This is a genomic window from Mycobacterium sp., from assembly GCF_032159775.1.
Lineage (GTDB): Bacteria > Actinomycetota > Actinomycetes > Mycobacteriales > Mycobacteriaceae > Mycobacterium.
The window spans coordinates 1-13,362 of sequence record NZ_JAVHWK010000005.1 but is presented as its reverse complement, the minus strand read 5'-3'; the positions used below and the strand labels follow the sequence as shown (position 1 = coordinate 13,362).

The following is a 13,362-nucleotide window of genomic DNA, read 5'->3' as shown; positions in this document are numbered from 1 at the left end:
TATCAAAGGAGATTGGTTACATGTCCGAACGCGTCATCCTGGCGTATTCCGGCGGTCTGGACACCTCAGTTGCGATCAGCTGGATCGGCAAGGAGACCGGTAGCGAGGTTGTCGCCGTCGCGATCGACCTCGGCCAAGGTGGCGAGGACATGGAGGTGGTGCGGCAGCGCGCGCTGGATTGCGGAGCGGTGGAGGCCGTCGTGGTCGACGCCCGCGATGAGTTCGCCGACGAGTACTGCCTGCCCGCGATCCAGTCCAACGCGCTCTACATGGACCGGTATCCGCTGGTGTCGGCGCTGAGCCGGCCGCTGATCGTCAAGCACCTGGTGTCTGCGGCGCGCGAGTACGCCGGCGGCGTCGTCGCCCACGGCTGCACGGGCAAGGGCAACGACCAGGTGCGCTTCGAGGTTGGATTCGGCTCACTGGCACCGGATCTGGAGGTGTTGGCACCGGTCCGTGATTATGCGTGGACGCGGGAGAAGGCCATCGCGTTCGCCGAGGAGAACTCGATCCCGATCAATGTCAGCAAACGCTCGCCGTTCTCCATCGACCAGAATGTGTGGGGCCGTGCCGTGGAGACCGGCTTCCTCGAGCATCTGTGGAATGCGCCGACCAAGGAGGTCTACGACTACACCGAGGATCCGACCGTCAACTGGAGTTCGCCCGACGAGGTGATCGTCGGATACGAACGGGGCGTGCCGGTCTCGATCGACGGCAGGCCGGTGACGGTACTGCAGGCCATCGAGGAGCTGAACCGCCGCGCGGGCGAGCAGGGAGTCGGTCGACTCGATGTGGTGGAGGACCGGCTGGTCGGGATCAAGAGCCGCGAGATCTACGAGGCGCCGGGCGCGATGGTGTTGATCACCGGACACACCGAGCTCGAACACGTCACCTTGGAACGTGAAGTGGGCCGCTTCAAGCGGCAGACCGACCAGCGTTGGGGCGAGCTTGTATACGACGGTTTGTGGTTCTCGCCATTGAAGCGGGCGCTGGAAGCGTTTGTCGCCGACACCCAGGAGCACGTGTCCGGCGAAATTAGGATGGTGTTGCACGGCGGGCACATCGCCGTCAACGGGCGGCGCAGCTCCGAGTCGCTCTACGACTTCAACCTCGCCACCTACGACGAGGGCGACACCTTCGACCAGTCCGCGGCGAAGGGGTTTGTTCACGTGCACGGCCTGTCGTCCAAGATCGCTGCGCGAAGGGACCAGAAGTGACCCTGTGGGGCGGTCGATTCTCGGACGGCCCGTCGGACGCGCTCGCTGCGCTGAGCAAGTCCACCCACTTCGACTGGGTCCTCGCGCCCTACGACGTCACCGCATCGAAGGCACACGTTCGGGTGCTGTTTCGGGCGGGGCTGCTGACCGAGGAGCAGCGCGACGGCCTGCTGGCGGGTCTTGACAGCCTCGGCGAGGACGTGGCGGACGGCAGTTTTCTGCCGGTCGTCACCGACGAGGATGTGCACGGTGCATTGGAACGCGGCCTGATCGACCGTGTCGGTGACGATCTCGGCGGCCGGTTGCGAGCGGGCCGGTCACGAAACGACCAGGTGGCTACGCTGTTTCGGCTCTGGCTGCGCGACGGAGTTCGCCGGGTCGCCGTCGGCGTGTTCGAGGTGGTGTCGGCGCTGGCGACTCAGGCTGCAGCGCATCCGACGGCGATCATGCCCGGCAAGACGCACCTCCAGGCGGCACAACCCATCCTGCTCGCCCATCACCTGCTGGCCCACGCGCATCCGCTGCTGCGCGACGTGGACCGGCTGATCGACTTCGATGCGCGCGCCGCGGTATCGCCCTACGGGGCCGGGGCGCTGGCCGGCTCTTCGTTGAATCTCGATCCGGACGCCATCGCCGAGGAACTCGGCTTCACCGCCGCGGCGGATAATTCGGTGGATGCCACGGCGGCCCGTGACTTCGCCGCCGAGGCGGCGTTCGTGTTCACCATGATCGGTGTCGACCTTTCGCGATTGGCCGAGGACATCATCCTCTGGAGTACAACGGAATTCGGCTATGTCACCCTGCACGACTCATGGTCGACGGGCAGCTCGATCATGCCGCAGAAGAAGAACCCGGACATCGCGGAGCTGGCACGCGGTAAATCGGGTCGGCTGATCGGTAATCTGACCGGCTTGTTGGCGACGCTGAAGGCGCAGCCGCTGGCATACAACCGCGATCTCCAGGAGGACAAGGAGCCGGTGTTCGACTCGGTGACGCAGCTGGAGCTGTTGCTGCCCGCGATGGCCGGCCTGGTCGCGACCCTGCGCTTCGACGTCGACCGGATGGCCGAGCTGGCGCCGCTCGGCTACGCGTTGGCAACCGATATCGCAGAGTGGCTGGTGCGCAGGGGAGTGCCGTTCCGGATCGCGCACGAGGCTGCAGGCGCGGCCGTCCGTGCAGCTGAGGCACGGGGAGTCGGGCTCGAGGAACTGGAGGACGCCGAGTTGGCGGACATTCATCCCGAGCTCACCCCGGAGGTCCGGGAGGTGCTCACGATCGACGGTTCGGTGAACTCCCGCGACGCCCGCGGCGGCACGGCACCGATCCAGGTGGCCAAGCAGCTGGGTGTTGTTCGGGACACCGCCGAGGTGCTGCGGGCCCGGTTCCGCCTCTAGCCACTAGCATTTCCGATCATGGGCCAACCCCCCGTCCCCGTCGAGCGGGCCAGTCGATGGAGCGTCTGGTTCGCACGTCTGGCAGATGCACGGACGCGACGGGTGGCTCTTCTCCTGCTTCTCCTTGCCACTGCGGCGTTCGGCGGCCTCCAGACGGTCGACAAGCAAGTCACCCCGTTCGCATCCGGTGAAGAGTTCAGCGACGGCGAGTTCACGGTCACCATCGAGCGGGCGAGGGTGGTTGACGAGCTGAAGGGCACCTACGGCACCGCAAAGCCGGGGAAGATGTACCTCGGTGTGGTCACCGCTGTGCACAACGACGGCACCGTCCCCGGACGCCTGCGCGACCAGCTGGATCTGCGCGATGTACCTGGGGAGTTCTTCGGCGCCTTCCGGTTTCGCGACGGTTCGGCGATTCAGACGCTCGGCCCCGGACTCACCGAGCAGTTGGTGTTCGCCTGGCTGGTTCCGGAGTCGTCTGCCCGGTCGCTTCAGTCGGTGACGATCCGAGTGTGGAAGAAGAAGTACACGCAGCTCATGGTCAGCTACGGCGGCAAGGAGTGGATCGACACCGACAACTACGGGCAGATCGTCGTGCCGGTCAAGGAGTCGGCGTGAAGATCGCGATGCCGAAACCTCGTCGCATGCTGACCGCCGTCGGGGTCGTGGTCACAGTTGCCGCGGCCGCGGTGGTGTGGCAGAACCTGCCGACGCCAACTGATGTGTTCGGCCCGTTCGACGTTCACGCCGACGCGGGTACGCCCGCGACGGGACGTGCCGTGCAGGCAGAAGTGACCGGCGTTCGTCTCACCCCGGAGGTCGACTCCGTCAAACCGGCCGGCATCTGGGTCGTCGTCAACACGGCGCTGGAGGGCACCCGCAGCACCGAATTGCCGCACAGTGAACTGGTCGTCGGGCCCAACACCTATTCGCCGACCGATGTGTTCATGGTCGACACCCTGATGGGTGAGATCAGCCCGGGCATAACGCTGCGCGGCTCGTGGGTGTTCGACGTGGCGCCCGCACTCGTGGCGCCTGACTCATCGGACTCGATGACCCTCCTCGTCTGGGTGGGCGACGGAAGGCTTGATTCTCGGCTGGCCATCCGAATTCCCCTGCAGGGTTCGCACTTGCGGCGGGTTGACACCGTCACGTTGGACAAGCCGACGAGGAGCGCCTCATGACGGCACGGCTGTCGACATTGTGGGTGCGAAACCTCATCGGCGCGGTGGTCGTCGCGATCGCCGTCGGCGTGGTCATCACGACCATTCTCGGCGACCAGTGGGAGACCTACCGCAACACCATCGTTCCCGCCACCGTTGTTGCGAAGGGACAGTCCGGCTCGGCCGGCGACCAGACATGGAACGTCGACTCCGTCAAGCACCTGAACCGCAATCCCGCCAGTTACGGACCGAAACTACCTGAGGGCACCGTGCTGACCGTCGTCACCGTCGACCGCTCCGGCCCGGTGAAGGACGAAGTCTGCTACGGAGTGATCACCGACGGGGAACGCCGATGGAAGGCCGACAACATCGGCGGATTCTCACCGCCGGCGGCCGACGGAGTCACCAGCCTGTGCAGTCAACCGGGACTCCTTCAATTCTCGTTCCTCCTGCCCCAGAACGTGATTCCCACTGCGATGGACATCGCCGCGTTCAACGGCTCTATCACGGTGCGCTTGCTGCTGTAGTCTGCTCCGTTCGCACCTGTTCGAGACAGTAAGCCACCGTGGATGCGATCAGGCATACCCGTAGCGGTTCGATGATCACGTGTGAGATCAATGCGATCGTGTCGGAGAAGCCGTTCCAGAACTCGAGAGGATGCGGGCCGAGAATCCATGCGATGGAACGGAATAGATTTCCGAGGCCAACCTCCGGATGGTAGAAGGCGCCCGCCATGTCCAGCCAGGCCAACCCGAGGTAGCCGAGGATGTACAGTGCCAACCCCAGCACCCCGCCGTGCAGAATCAGCCGCGCCGAATCGACGATGGTGCTGTAGTTGCCCATCCTTAAGCGCACCCATCCGCGAACCCTCTCGCCGACAGTCTGATCGACGTGCCATCCGCGTTCGGTGAACTTCTTCCTACCTGAGGCCGCGCGGTCGAACACCCGGTCGGCACGGTCGCCGACGACACGGCGGGCCGCGCCACGCCAGTCCGGCATGGTAACGCCGTAGATGATGCCGGCGACGGCGAGCCACAGCAGCGGGATGGTGGCGCCGCCGAACGCCGTGCGCAAGACCGCCATCGCGGCGTCCCACAGTGCTTCCAGCGGCCGGAAATGCGAGAAGAGCTCGGCGCGGGTGGTGTTGGCCCACACCACGATCCGTCTCTCGCCGATCCACCCCATGGGATTGATGAGGAAGCTTGCGCCCTGACTTGCCGCGAAACTGACGGTGAGAAAGACCCACAGTGCGTCGACGTAGACGCGTACCGCGATGACCCAGCCCGGCAGGCTTTCCTTGAACTTGCCGAGCACATAACGCAGCACGAGAGCCGACGCGATGATCACCCACGTAGCGCCGCTGACCGGCAGCTGGTCTGGATGCAGACCGCTGGACTCGCCGGTCTCCAGCGCCCGTGTCATCGCGTCACCGATGCGGTAATTCAGTGCGGCGGTTTCGAAGTCGAGCCAGTCTTCGGCGAACAGCTTCCATGCAAGGTAGATGGCGAAGAACGGGACGATGATGTTGGCGAAGACGTCGACGGTTCGCGCGGAGCGCCGTGGCAGCGCCGCCAGTGCAGGGACGGCGGAGCGAAGCACGAGAAACATCGCAATATATGAACCGAGCCGGGCCAATCCGGCGAACGGCATGATCAGCGACGCCCAGACGTCGTTGTCCCAGCCGACGTAGGCGGCGAGTTCGATGGCCCCCTTGCGGCCGAGCCAGCCGAGCAGGTAGAGCGCGGCGAGTTGCGGGAAGTGCCGCCACCAGAGATCGAATGGCCGGAGCAGGTAGCGCACCGCAACATCGTAAGCGGATCTGCGCAGGTTGCCGGGCGCCGCGGCCACGGTCAGCCCTCGGCCGCGGTCAACCAGGCTTCCTCGAGCGATTCCTTGGTCGCCAACAACTCATTCAGCTCGCCGTTGAGCTCACCGAGCTTGACGTGATCCGCCGCGGCCTGCGCCATCGCCTCGTGCATCGCGGCGATGCGTTCGTCGAGTTTGGCGAGCTGCCCTTCGATTCGGGCCATCTCCTTGCCGGCTCGCCGCTCGCGTGCCGACGCCGACTCCGAACGCTGCGGCTCTTGGCGGCTGGGCGCGGGTTCGGACGCTTCGCGGTCGGCGAGATACTGCTCGATACCGCCAGGTAGTAGATCGCAGCGTCCCCCGCCGGTGAGTGCATACGTCACGTCGGTGACGCGTTCGAGGAAATACCGGTCGTGGGTGACGACGATCAGCGTGCCCGGCCAATCGTCCAGGTAGTCCTCGATGACGGTCAGGGTGTCGATGTCGAGATCGTTCGTCGGTTCGTCGAGCAGGAGCACATTCGGCTCGTCGAGAAGGATGCGCAGGAATTGCAGCCTGCGCCGCTCGCCGCCGGACAGGTCGGCGATCCGTGCAATGAGCTTGTCGCCCGTGAATCCGAAATCCTTCAACAGGGTGTCTGCGCTGATTTCCCGTCCACCCGCCAATGCGCTGATGCGGCGGCGGTTTTCGACGGCATCGATGACCCGGTCAGCATCCGTCATCTCGGCCAGCGCCTGCCTCAGATAACCGATGTGCAGCGTTGTGCCGCGCTTGATCGTGCCGGCCGCCGCCTGCAGTTCTCCGGACAGCAGCCGCAGCACCGACGTCTTGCCGGTGCCGTTGACACCGACCAGGCCGATCCGCGCACCCGGGCCGATGGACCAGTCGGTCTTGTCGAGAATGACGCGATCGCCGACCTCCAACCGCACCCGGTGCAGATCGAACACGTCCTTGCCCAACCGCGTCGTCGCGAACCGCTGCAGCACAAGCGAATCTCGCGGGGGAGGTTCGTTGGCGATAAGGTCGTTCGCCGCCTGGATCCGGAATTTCGGCTTCGACGTGCGCGCAGGCGGTCCGCGGCGAAGCCATGCCAGCTCCTTGCGCATCAGGTTCCTGCGCCTGGCCTCCGTGCCGGCAGCGAGTCGCATCCGCTCCGCGCGGGCCAGCACGTATGCGGCGTAGCCGCCGTCATAGGCATCGACGGCGCCGTCGTGCACCTCCCATGTGCTCGTGGTGACCGCGTCGAGGAACCAACGGTCGTGGCTGACCACCACCAGCGCCTGCGACCGCAACCCGGAGAGATGCTCGGCGAGCCAACCGATGACTTCGACGTCGAGGTGGTTGGTCGGCTCGTCGAGCACCAGCACGTCATGTCCGGCGATCAGAACGGCGGCCAGCGCGACCCGGCGCCGCTCGCCTCCGGACAGGTCTGCGACGTCGCTGTCCAGATCGACCTCGGCGAGGAGGTGCTCGACGACCGCCCGCGTGTCGGGTTCGGCGGCCCAGATGTGGTCGGCCCTGCCGCTGACGATGACCGCACGGACGGTGGACCCTGCGGCGAAGTCGTCGCTTTGACGCAGATAACCCACCGACACGCCCGATGTGTGGGTGACGCGTCCGGAGTCGGGCTCGCGAGCCTCGGTCAGCACCTGGAGCAGCGTGGACTTGCCGTCACCGTTACGGCCCACCACGCCGATTGCGTCGCCTTCGTCGACGCCGAGGCTGACGGCGTCCAGCAGTGTGCGGGTGCCGTAGCCGATCGTCGCTCGTTCGACGTTGATCAAGTTCGCCATCAGCCGCCGATGATAGGTAGGGCATCTCGGCGAGGTGCCACGGGCTCTGTGCCATGATGACCTCGGCAATCGGGGGACAGCTGTGACTAGAGGGGAACCGCCGGTGGTGGACCTTTCGGCAATAACGAGGCCAGTGGGTCGACTGGTGGCCACGGCACAGAACGGTCTGGAAGTGCTGCGCTACGGCGGCCTGGAGACCGGCGCGGTTCCGTCGCCGTTCCAGATCATCGAAAGCGTCCCGATGTACCGGTTGCGCCGGTACTTCCCGCCCGACACCCGGCCCGGTTCGAAACCGCCGGGACCACCGGTGCTGATGGTGCATCCGATGATGATGTCTGCGGACATGTGGGACGTGACCCGGGATGAGGGCGCTGTCGGCATTCTGCACGGTGCGGGCATCGACCCGTGGGTCATCGACTTCGGCGAACCCGACAAGGTCGAGGGCGGGATGCAGCGCAACCTGGCCGACCATGTGGTGGCGCTCAGCGAGGCAATCGACACCGTCAAGGAGACCACCGGGCGCGACGTTCACCTGGCCGGCTACTCGCAGGGCGGCATGTTCTGCTACCAGACCGCGGCGTTCCGCCGGTCCAAGGACCTCGCCAGCATCGTCGCATTCGGCTCGCCCGTCGACACGCTGGCCGCACTGCCGATGAACCTGCCTGCCGGGTTGGCCGCCGGTGCCGCCGACTTCATGGCCGACCACGTCTTCAGCCGCATCGATATCCCGAGCTGGCTCGCACGCACCGGGTTCCAGATGCTCGACCCCATCAAGACCGCCCAGTCGCGTCTGGACTTCCTGCGCCAGCTGCACGACCGCGAGGCGCTGCTGCCCCGCGAGCAGCAGCGGCGGTTCCTGGCCTCGGAGGGATGGATCGCCTGGTCCGGCCCCGCAATCGCCGAACTGCTCAAACAGTTCATCGCGCACAACCGGATGATGACCGGCGGCTTCGCCATCCACGGCGATCTGGTGACGCTGAACGACATCAACTGTCCGGTACTGGCAGTGGTCGGTGAGGTCGACGACATCGGCCAGCCGGCTTCGGTGCGCGGCATCAAACGTGCCGCCCCGCAGGCCGATGTCTACGAATACCTCATCCGCGCAGGGCATTTCGGGCTGGTGGTGGGGTCGAAGGCGGCGACGCAGACGTGGCCGACCGTGGCGCAGTGGGTCAAATCGATCGACGGTGACGCCGACCTGCCCGATGGGGTCGCCCCGATGGCGCTTCAGCCGTCGGCAACCAGCGAAAGCGGCGTGCCGTTCGCATCGCGGCTCGCGCACGGCGCCACAGCGGCAGGCGAGATGGCATTCACCCTGGCGCGGTCGGCCGCCGACGCACTGGTGGCCGCCAACAAGTCGGCGCGCGCGCTCGCCGTCGAAACGGTCCGCACGCTGCCGAGGCTGGCCCGGCTGGGTCAGATCAACGACCACACCCGCATGTCGCTCGGTCGCATCATGTCCGAGCAGGCGCGTGACATGCCCCACGGTGAGTGCCTGCTGTTCGACGGCCGGGTGCACACCTATGAAGCGGTCGATCGCCGCATCAACAACGTGGTGCGAGGCCTGATCGACGTCGGGGTGCGGCAGGGTGCGCACGTCGGCGTGCTGATGGAAACGCGGCCCAGCGCGCTGGTGGCGATCGCGGCACTGTCCCGGCTCGGCGCGGTGGCGGTGCTGATGCCGCCCGACGCCGACCTTGCGACCGCCGTCCGACTCGGATCGGTGTCCGACATCATCGCCGACCCGAGCAACCTCGAAGCCGCCCGCGGGTTAGCCATGCGGGTGCTGGTGCTCGGCGGCGGCGAGTCGCGCGACCTGCATCTGCCCGACGACGCCGACGTCATCGATATGGAGAAGATCAACCCGGACGCAGTCGACCTCCCCGGCTGGTACCGGCCGAACCCCGGGCTGGCACGCGACCTGGCGTTCGTCGCGTTCAGCACGGTGGGCGGACAAGTTCTGCCCCGGCAGATCACCAACTTCCGCTGGGCGCTGTCAGCCTTCGGCACCGCCTCGGCGGCCAACCTCAGCCGCAACGACACCGTTTACTGCCTCACCCCGCTGCACCACCAGTCCGGCCTGTTGGTGAGCCTGGGCGGTGCGGTGGTCGGCGGAGCGCGGATCGCGTTGTCGCGCGGCCTGGTGTCCGACAGGTTCGTGCAGGAGATCCGCCAGTACGGCGTGACCGTGGTGTCCTACACCTGGGCGATGCTTCGTGAGGTGATCGACGATCCGTCTTTCGCGTTGAGCGGCAACCACCCGGTACGGCTGTTCATCGGCTCGGGCATGCCGACCGGACTCTGGCGACGCGTGGTCGACATCTTCGGGCCTGCCCACGTGGTCGAGTTCTTCGCCACCACCGACGGTCAGGCCGTGCTGGCCAATGTGTCCGGAGCGAAGATCGGCGCCAAGGGCAGGGCCCTGCCCGGCGGCGGTGACGTCGAACTCGCGGCATACGACGCCGAGGACGACCTGATTCTCGAGGACGACCGCGGCTTCGTGCGCAAGGCGGAAATCAACGAAGTGGGCGTCATGCTGGCCCACCCGCGCGGGCCGATCGACCCGACGGCTTCGGTCAAGCGCGGTGTCTTCTCGCCGGCCGATACCTGGGTGTCCACCGAGTACCTGTTCCGCCGCGATCAGGACGGCGACTACTGGTTGGTGGACAACCGCAGCCTGGTCATCCGCGGCGAGCACGGTCCGGTGTACGCCGCGCCCGTCAACGACGCGGTCGGCGGCATCGATGCGGTGGACATGTCGGTGACCTACGCCGTCGGGTCCGGCGGGCAGCGGATCGCGGTCACCGCCCTTGCTCTGCGTCCGGGCGGCAGCGTCGCCGCGGGTGACCTGTCTGAAGCGCTGGCAGATCTGCCGGTCGGCGCGGCCCCCGACATCGTGCACGTGGTGCCCGAAATGACCCTCAGCGCGTCCTACCGACCGCTGATCAGCCCGTTGCGCGCGATGGGCATCCCGAAGGCATCCCGTAACGCCTGGTACCTGGATACGGATACGAGTAAATACAAGCGACTGACGGCCGCGGTCCGCGCCGAGATCCTCGACGCCGAACACTGAGTTCGTGCTGGGTGTCCGACGCGCTGTTAGGCTCGCAGCGCACATGGGGAGCACGATCGACTTGAGCCAACGCACTGGAGGATCGATGACATCGCAGAACTGTCGGCGCCGCCTGGTCGGTCCCCTTGCGTGCGGCGTGGTCGCGGGCGCTCTCTTTGCGGGCATCGGCGCGCCGACGGCGATTGCCGCTCCAGGCGACCAGACCACCGATACCGAGGCCCCTGCACAGCCGAAGATGACAGGCGATCAGGCGCTTCTCCTGCTTCAGCAGCAGTACGACACGGGCGCAGGTGGCGGCCAGGTGTCCAACTTCGTCCACGAGGTCCTGACGCTGCGCAACCTCGGGTACAGGCCGTCGAAGGCGAACCAGGCCGCGATCGTGGAGGCGCTGGACAAGCGGCCGAACCAGGCGCCGCTGGTGGAGGCGCTGAAGGCGACGGTCTCCTATCAGCGCCGGATTCAGGCGCAGGCCCAGGCGCAACAGGGCCAGGGCGGTAACGGCTTCTCGATCGGTGGGGCTCCGGCGCCGTTCGATCAGGGCAGCACGATCATGCCCTACCCGGGTTGATCTGACCTCGTGCTCGACGACAAACTGCGCAGCATCCTGGTCTGCCCCGAGGACCGGGGCCCGCTGCTCCTGATCGGCGACGACGAGGCGCTCTACAACCCTCGACTGCGGCGCGCGTACCGAATCGAGGACGGCATCCCGGTGCTGCTGGTCGACGAAGCGGCTGCGGTGACCGACGAAGCGGAGCACGAGCGGTTACTGAGCCGCGCCAAACCCTGACCGTTTGTATCTGTTTCAACTCATTTCACGCAGAAGATGACGGACCGCTCATTTCGTCGACGACTGCAAGTACCGTTGTGTCCCGGGGACGTCTGATCAGGGTGGCGGAGTACTGACAACTACGCTTTTCCCCTCGGACGTCCCCGCCCATCTGCCTCGAAGATGGTTCGCCAAACGGGTTTTCGGGCCCTACCCGAATCCCGGTAGATCACCGGTGAGGTAGCGCTGCAGGTTCGGTGCGATGGTTTCGGCGATCTGTTCGACCGGCAACGACCGGAACGGATCCAATTCCAGTATGTAGCGCGCCATCACCACGCCGACGAGCTGGGACGCCACGTACTGGACGCGGATTCGACCCGTCCCTGGCGGGCTGTCCACCCGAGAGCCGACCTCTACGGCTATGACATCCTGTAAGAACGATCGGATGAGAGAGGCGTCGTTTCCCGCCAGGATCGAGCGCAGCGTCGCGATGAAACCTTTTCCCAGTTCGGATTCCCAGAGCGGCAACAGGATCGACGGCAGCACGTAACCGATCCGGTCGACGGGGATCTCTCGTAGCGGGCCGATCACCGCCATCGGGTCGATCGGGATATGGATCGCGGCGGCGAACAGTTGTGTCTTGGTGCCGAAATAGTGGTGCACAAGCGCGGCGTCCACGCCGGCGTCGGCTGCGATGGCGCGGATCGACGTCTTGTCGATCCCATTGCGGGCGAACAGCTCTCGAGCACAGACCAGGATACGCTCGCGAGTGTCGGACGTCCCGGGCGGTCGCCCTGGACGTTTGCGTTCGGCGTTTGTCGTCAAGCTCCTACGGTGTCCTTCGTCGTAGCGTCGCAGCGGCCAGGCACAGGGCGATGACCGCGAAGCCGATCACCACGGCGATGTCCCGCAACGCGATCGCCGTCAGGTCCGGATATGCGCCGACCTGCTGCAGCGCCTCCAGAGCGTAACTGGCGGGCAGCACATTGCTGATCCATTGCAGCCAGTCCGGCAGCACATCGCGGGGCACGATGATGCCGCACAGCAGCAGCTGGGGCGCGATGACCACGGGCATGAACTGAACGGCCTGAAATTCGGTGCGGGCGAAGGCGCTGCACAACAGGCCTAGCCCGACCCCGAGTATCGCGTTGATGATCGCGATGATGAACACCAGGATCGGGCTGCCCATGGTGTCGAGGCCGAGCAGCCAGAACGACACGAGGCACGCCAACGTGGCCTGGGCCGCCGCCGCTATCGAAAACGCCGTCCCGTAGGCGGCGAGCAGATCGAGCCGACGTAGGGGCGTGGTCAGTATTCGCTCCAACGTCCCCGAAACACGTTCGCGCTGCATGGTTATTGACGTGATCAAGAACATGATGATGAGGGGAAAGACTCCGAGCATGATCAGGCAGGCGTTGTTGAACGGTGACGGTGCACCCGGCCGATGCGGAGCGTCGGAGAACATGAAGTACATCAACGTGATGATGAGGCTCGGTACGACGAGAATCATCGCGACGCTGCGGTGGTCCGCCGCGAGCTGGCGCAGAATTCGGCCGGTGGTGGCGAAGTAGCTCTGCGGGCTCAGCTTGCTGTGGCTGCGGTGCTGTGCCGGATGATGGACAGAAACGCTTCCTCCAGTGATTGACATCCCGTGTCCTCTCGTAGGTTCCGTGGGGTGGTGTGGGCCAACAGGTGGCCGTCCCGCATGAGCAACAGGTCGCCGCAGTGGTCGGCCTCGTCCATGACATGGCTGGATACCAGCAATGTCGTTCCGCGCCGGGCGAGTTGATGAAACTGCTTCCATAGGTCAACGCGCAGGACAGGATCCAGGCCGACGGTGGGTTCGTCGAGCACCAGCAGATCTGGAGCGGCCACCAGCGCGCACGCCAGCGAGACCCGAGTGCGTTGGCCACCGGAGAGGTTGCCACACAGGGCCGTTCGATGATCGTCGAGTCCGACCGTCGTGATGGCTTCGTCGGCAGAGCCGGAGTCCATGCCGTAAAGCGAGCCGAAGTAACGGACATTGTCGAGGATGCGCAGATCGTCGTAGATGGTCGCGGCCTGCGGCATGTAGCCGACGCGTTTGCGCAGGGGAGCGGAGCCGGCGGGGTGTCCGAGCACTGTGACGCTGCCTGCGGTGATGATCTGCG

At 65.9% G+C, this 13,362-nt stretch carries 13 protein-coding genes; 8 read left to right on the top strand and 5 right to left on the bottom strand.

Annotated elements, in window-relative coordinates; genetic code table 11:
* Positions 1 to 20: 20 nt before the first annotated feature.
* The 5 genes from QOJ24_RS00380 to QOJ24_RS00360 are packed head-to-tail and all read left to right on the top strand — an operon-like array spanning position 21 to position 4,301.
* Entirely contained in the window at positions 21 to 1,217 is a 1,197-nt protein-coding gene (locus tag QOJ24_RS00380; protein WP_526257996.1) for an argininosuccinate synthase, read from the top strand.
* Positions 1,214 to 2,611, top strand: a complete 1,398-nt coding sequence (gene argH, locus QOJ24_RS00375; RefSeq protein ID WP_526257994.1) for an argininosuccinate lyase — start codon at positions 1,214 to 1,216, stop codon at positions 2,609 to 2,611. Before QOJ24_RS00380 ends, argH begins: the two co-directional genes overlap by 4 nt.
* 18 nt (positions 2,612 to 2,629) lie before the next feature.
* Positions 2,630 to 3,229, top strand: coding sequence for a hypothetical protein (locus tag QOJ24_RS00370; protein WP_526257992.1), 600 nt, complete (start codon positions 2,630 to 2,632; stop codon positions 3,227 to 3,229).
* The gene (locus QOJ24_RS00365) at positions 3,226 to 3,795 is read left to right on the top strand and encodes a hypothetical protein (protein ID WP_526257990.1); all 570 of its coding nucleotides are present in this window, start codon (positions 3,226 to 3,228) and stop codon (positions 3,793 to 3,795) included. The genes QOJ24_RS00370 and QOJ24_RS00365 overlap by 4 nt, the downstream gene beginning before the upstream one ends.
* Positions 3,792 to 4,301, top strand: coding sequence for a hypothetical protein (locus QOJ24_RS00360; protein WP_526257988.1), 510 nt, complete (start codon positions 3,792 to 3,794; stop codon positions 4,299 to 4,301). Before QOJ24_RS00365 ends, QOJ24_RS00360 begins: the two co-directional genes overlap by 4 nt.
* Here the strand turns inward: QOJ24_RS00360 and QOJ24_RS00355 are convergent.
* Positions 4,279 to 5,574, bottom strand: coding sequence for a hypothetical protein (locus QOJ24_RS00355; protein WP_526257986.1), 1,296 nt, complete (start codon positions 5,572 to 5,574; stop codon positions 4,279 to 4,281). The genes QOJ24_RS00360 and QOJ24_RS00355 overlap by 23 nt on opposite strands.
* A gap of 50 nt (positions 5,575 to 5,624) precedes the next feature.
* Positions 5,625 to 7,373: an ABC-F family ATP-binding cassette domain-containing protein gene (locus tag QOJ24_RS00350; RefSeq protein ID WP_526257984.1), complete on the bottom strand. Its 1,749-nt coding sequence runs from the start codon at positions 7,371 to 7,373 to the stop codon at positions 5,625 to 5,627.
* A 106-nt stretch (positions 7,374 to 7,479) separates the two neighbouring features.
* Between QOJ24_RS00350 and QOJ24_RS00345 the strand changes: the two genes are divergently transcribed.
* The 3 genes from QOJ24_RS00345 to QOJ24_RS00335 all read left to right on the top strand — a co-directional run bounded on the left by QOJ24_RS00345 (position 7,480) and on the right by QOJ24_RS00335 (position 11,233).
* Entirely contained in the window at positions 7,480 to 10,446 is a 2,967-nt protein-coding gene (locus tag QOJ24_RS00345; RefSeq protein ID WP_526258030.1) for an AMP-binding protein, read from the top strand.
* A gap of 85 nt (positions 10,447 to 10,531) precedes the next feature.
* On the top strand, positions 10,532 to 11,014 hold the full coding sequence (locus tag QOJ24_RS00340; protein ID WP_526257982.1) for a hypothetical protein: 483 nt from the start codon (positions 10,532 to 10,534) through the stop codon (positions 11,012 to 11,014).
* 9 nt (positions 11,015 to 11,023) lie between these two features.
* Positions 11,024 to 11,233, top strand: a complete 210-nt coding sequence (locus QOJ24_RS00335) for a Trm112 family protein (RefSeq protein ID WP_526257980.1) — start codon at positions 11,024 to 11,026, stop codon at positions 11,231 to 11,233.
* A gap of 189 nt (positions 11,234 to 11,422) precedes the next feature.
* Here QOJ24_RS00335 and QOJ24_RS00330 read toward each other — a convergent pair whose 3' ends face one another.
* From QOJ24_RS00330 to QOJ24_RS00320, 3 genes are all read right to left on the bottom strand, one after another.
* The gene (locus QOJ24_RS00330; RefSeq protein WP_526257978.1) at positions 11,423 to 12,037 is read right to left on the bottom strand and encodes a TetR/AcrR family transcriptional regulator; all 615 of its coding nucleotides are present in this window, start codon (positions 12,035 to 12,037) and stop codon (positions 11,423 to 11,425) included.
* Between the two features lie 4 nt (positions 12,038 to 12,041).
* The gene (locus QOJ24_RS00325; RefSeq protein WP_526257976.1) at positions 12,042 to 12,860 is read right to left on the bottom strand and encodes an ABC transporter permease; all 819 of its coding nucleotides are present in this window, start codon (positions 12,858 to 12,860) and stop codon (positions 12,042 to 12,044) included.
* Positions 12,794 to 13,362 (bottom strand): ATP-binding cassette domain-containing protein (locus tag QOJ24_RS00320; protein WP_526257974.1); only part of this gene is annotated, 569 nt, incomplete at its 5' end. The genes QOJ24_RS00325 and QOJ24_RS00320, both read right to left, overlap by 67 nt.

Excerpts from the sequence above, each read along its gene's own strand:
- QOJ24_RS00380 (WP_526257996.1), top strand. The coding sequence starts at position 21 with ATGTCCGAACGCGTCATCCTGGCGTATTCCGGCGGTCTGGACACCTCA.
- QOJ24_RS00370 (WP_526257992.1), top strand. The coding sequence starts at position 2,630 with ATGGGCCAACCCCCCGTCCCCGTCGAGCGGGCCAGTCGATGGAGCGTC.
- QOJ24_RS00360 (WP_526257988.1), top strand. The coding sequence starts at position 3,792 with ATGACGGCACGGCTGTCGACATTGTGGGTGCGAAACCTCATCGGCGCG.
- QOJ24_RS00350 (WP_526257984.1), bottom strand. The coding sequence starts at position 7,373 with ATGGCGAACTTGATCAACGTCGAACGAGCGACGATCGGCTACGGCACC.
- QOJ24_RS00340 (WP_526257982.1), top strand. The coding sequence starts at position 10,532 with ATGACATCGCAGAACTGTCGGCGCCGCCTGGTCGGTCCCCTTGCGTGC.
- QOJ24_RS00325 (WP_526257976.1), bottom strand. The coding sequence starts at position 12,860 with ATGTCAATCACTGGAGGAAGCGTTTCTGTCCATCATCCGGCACAGCAC.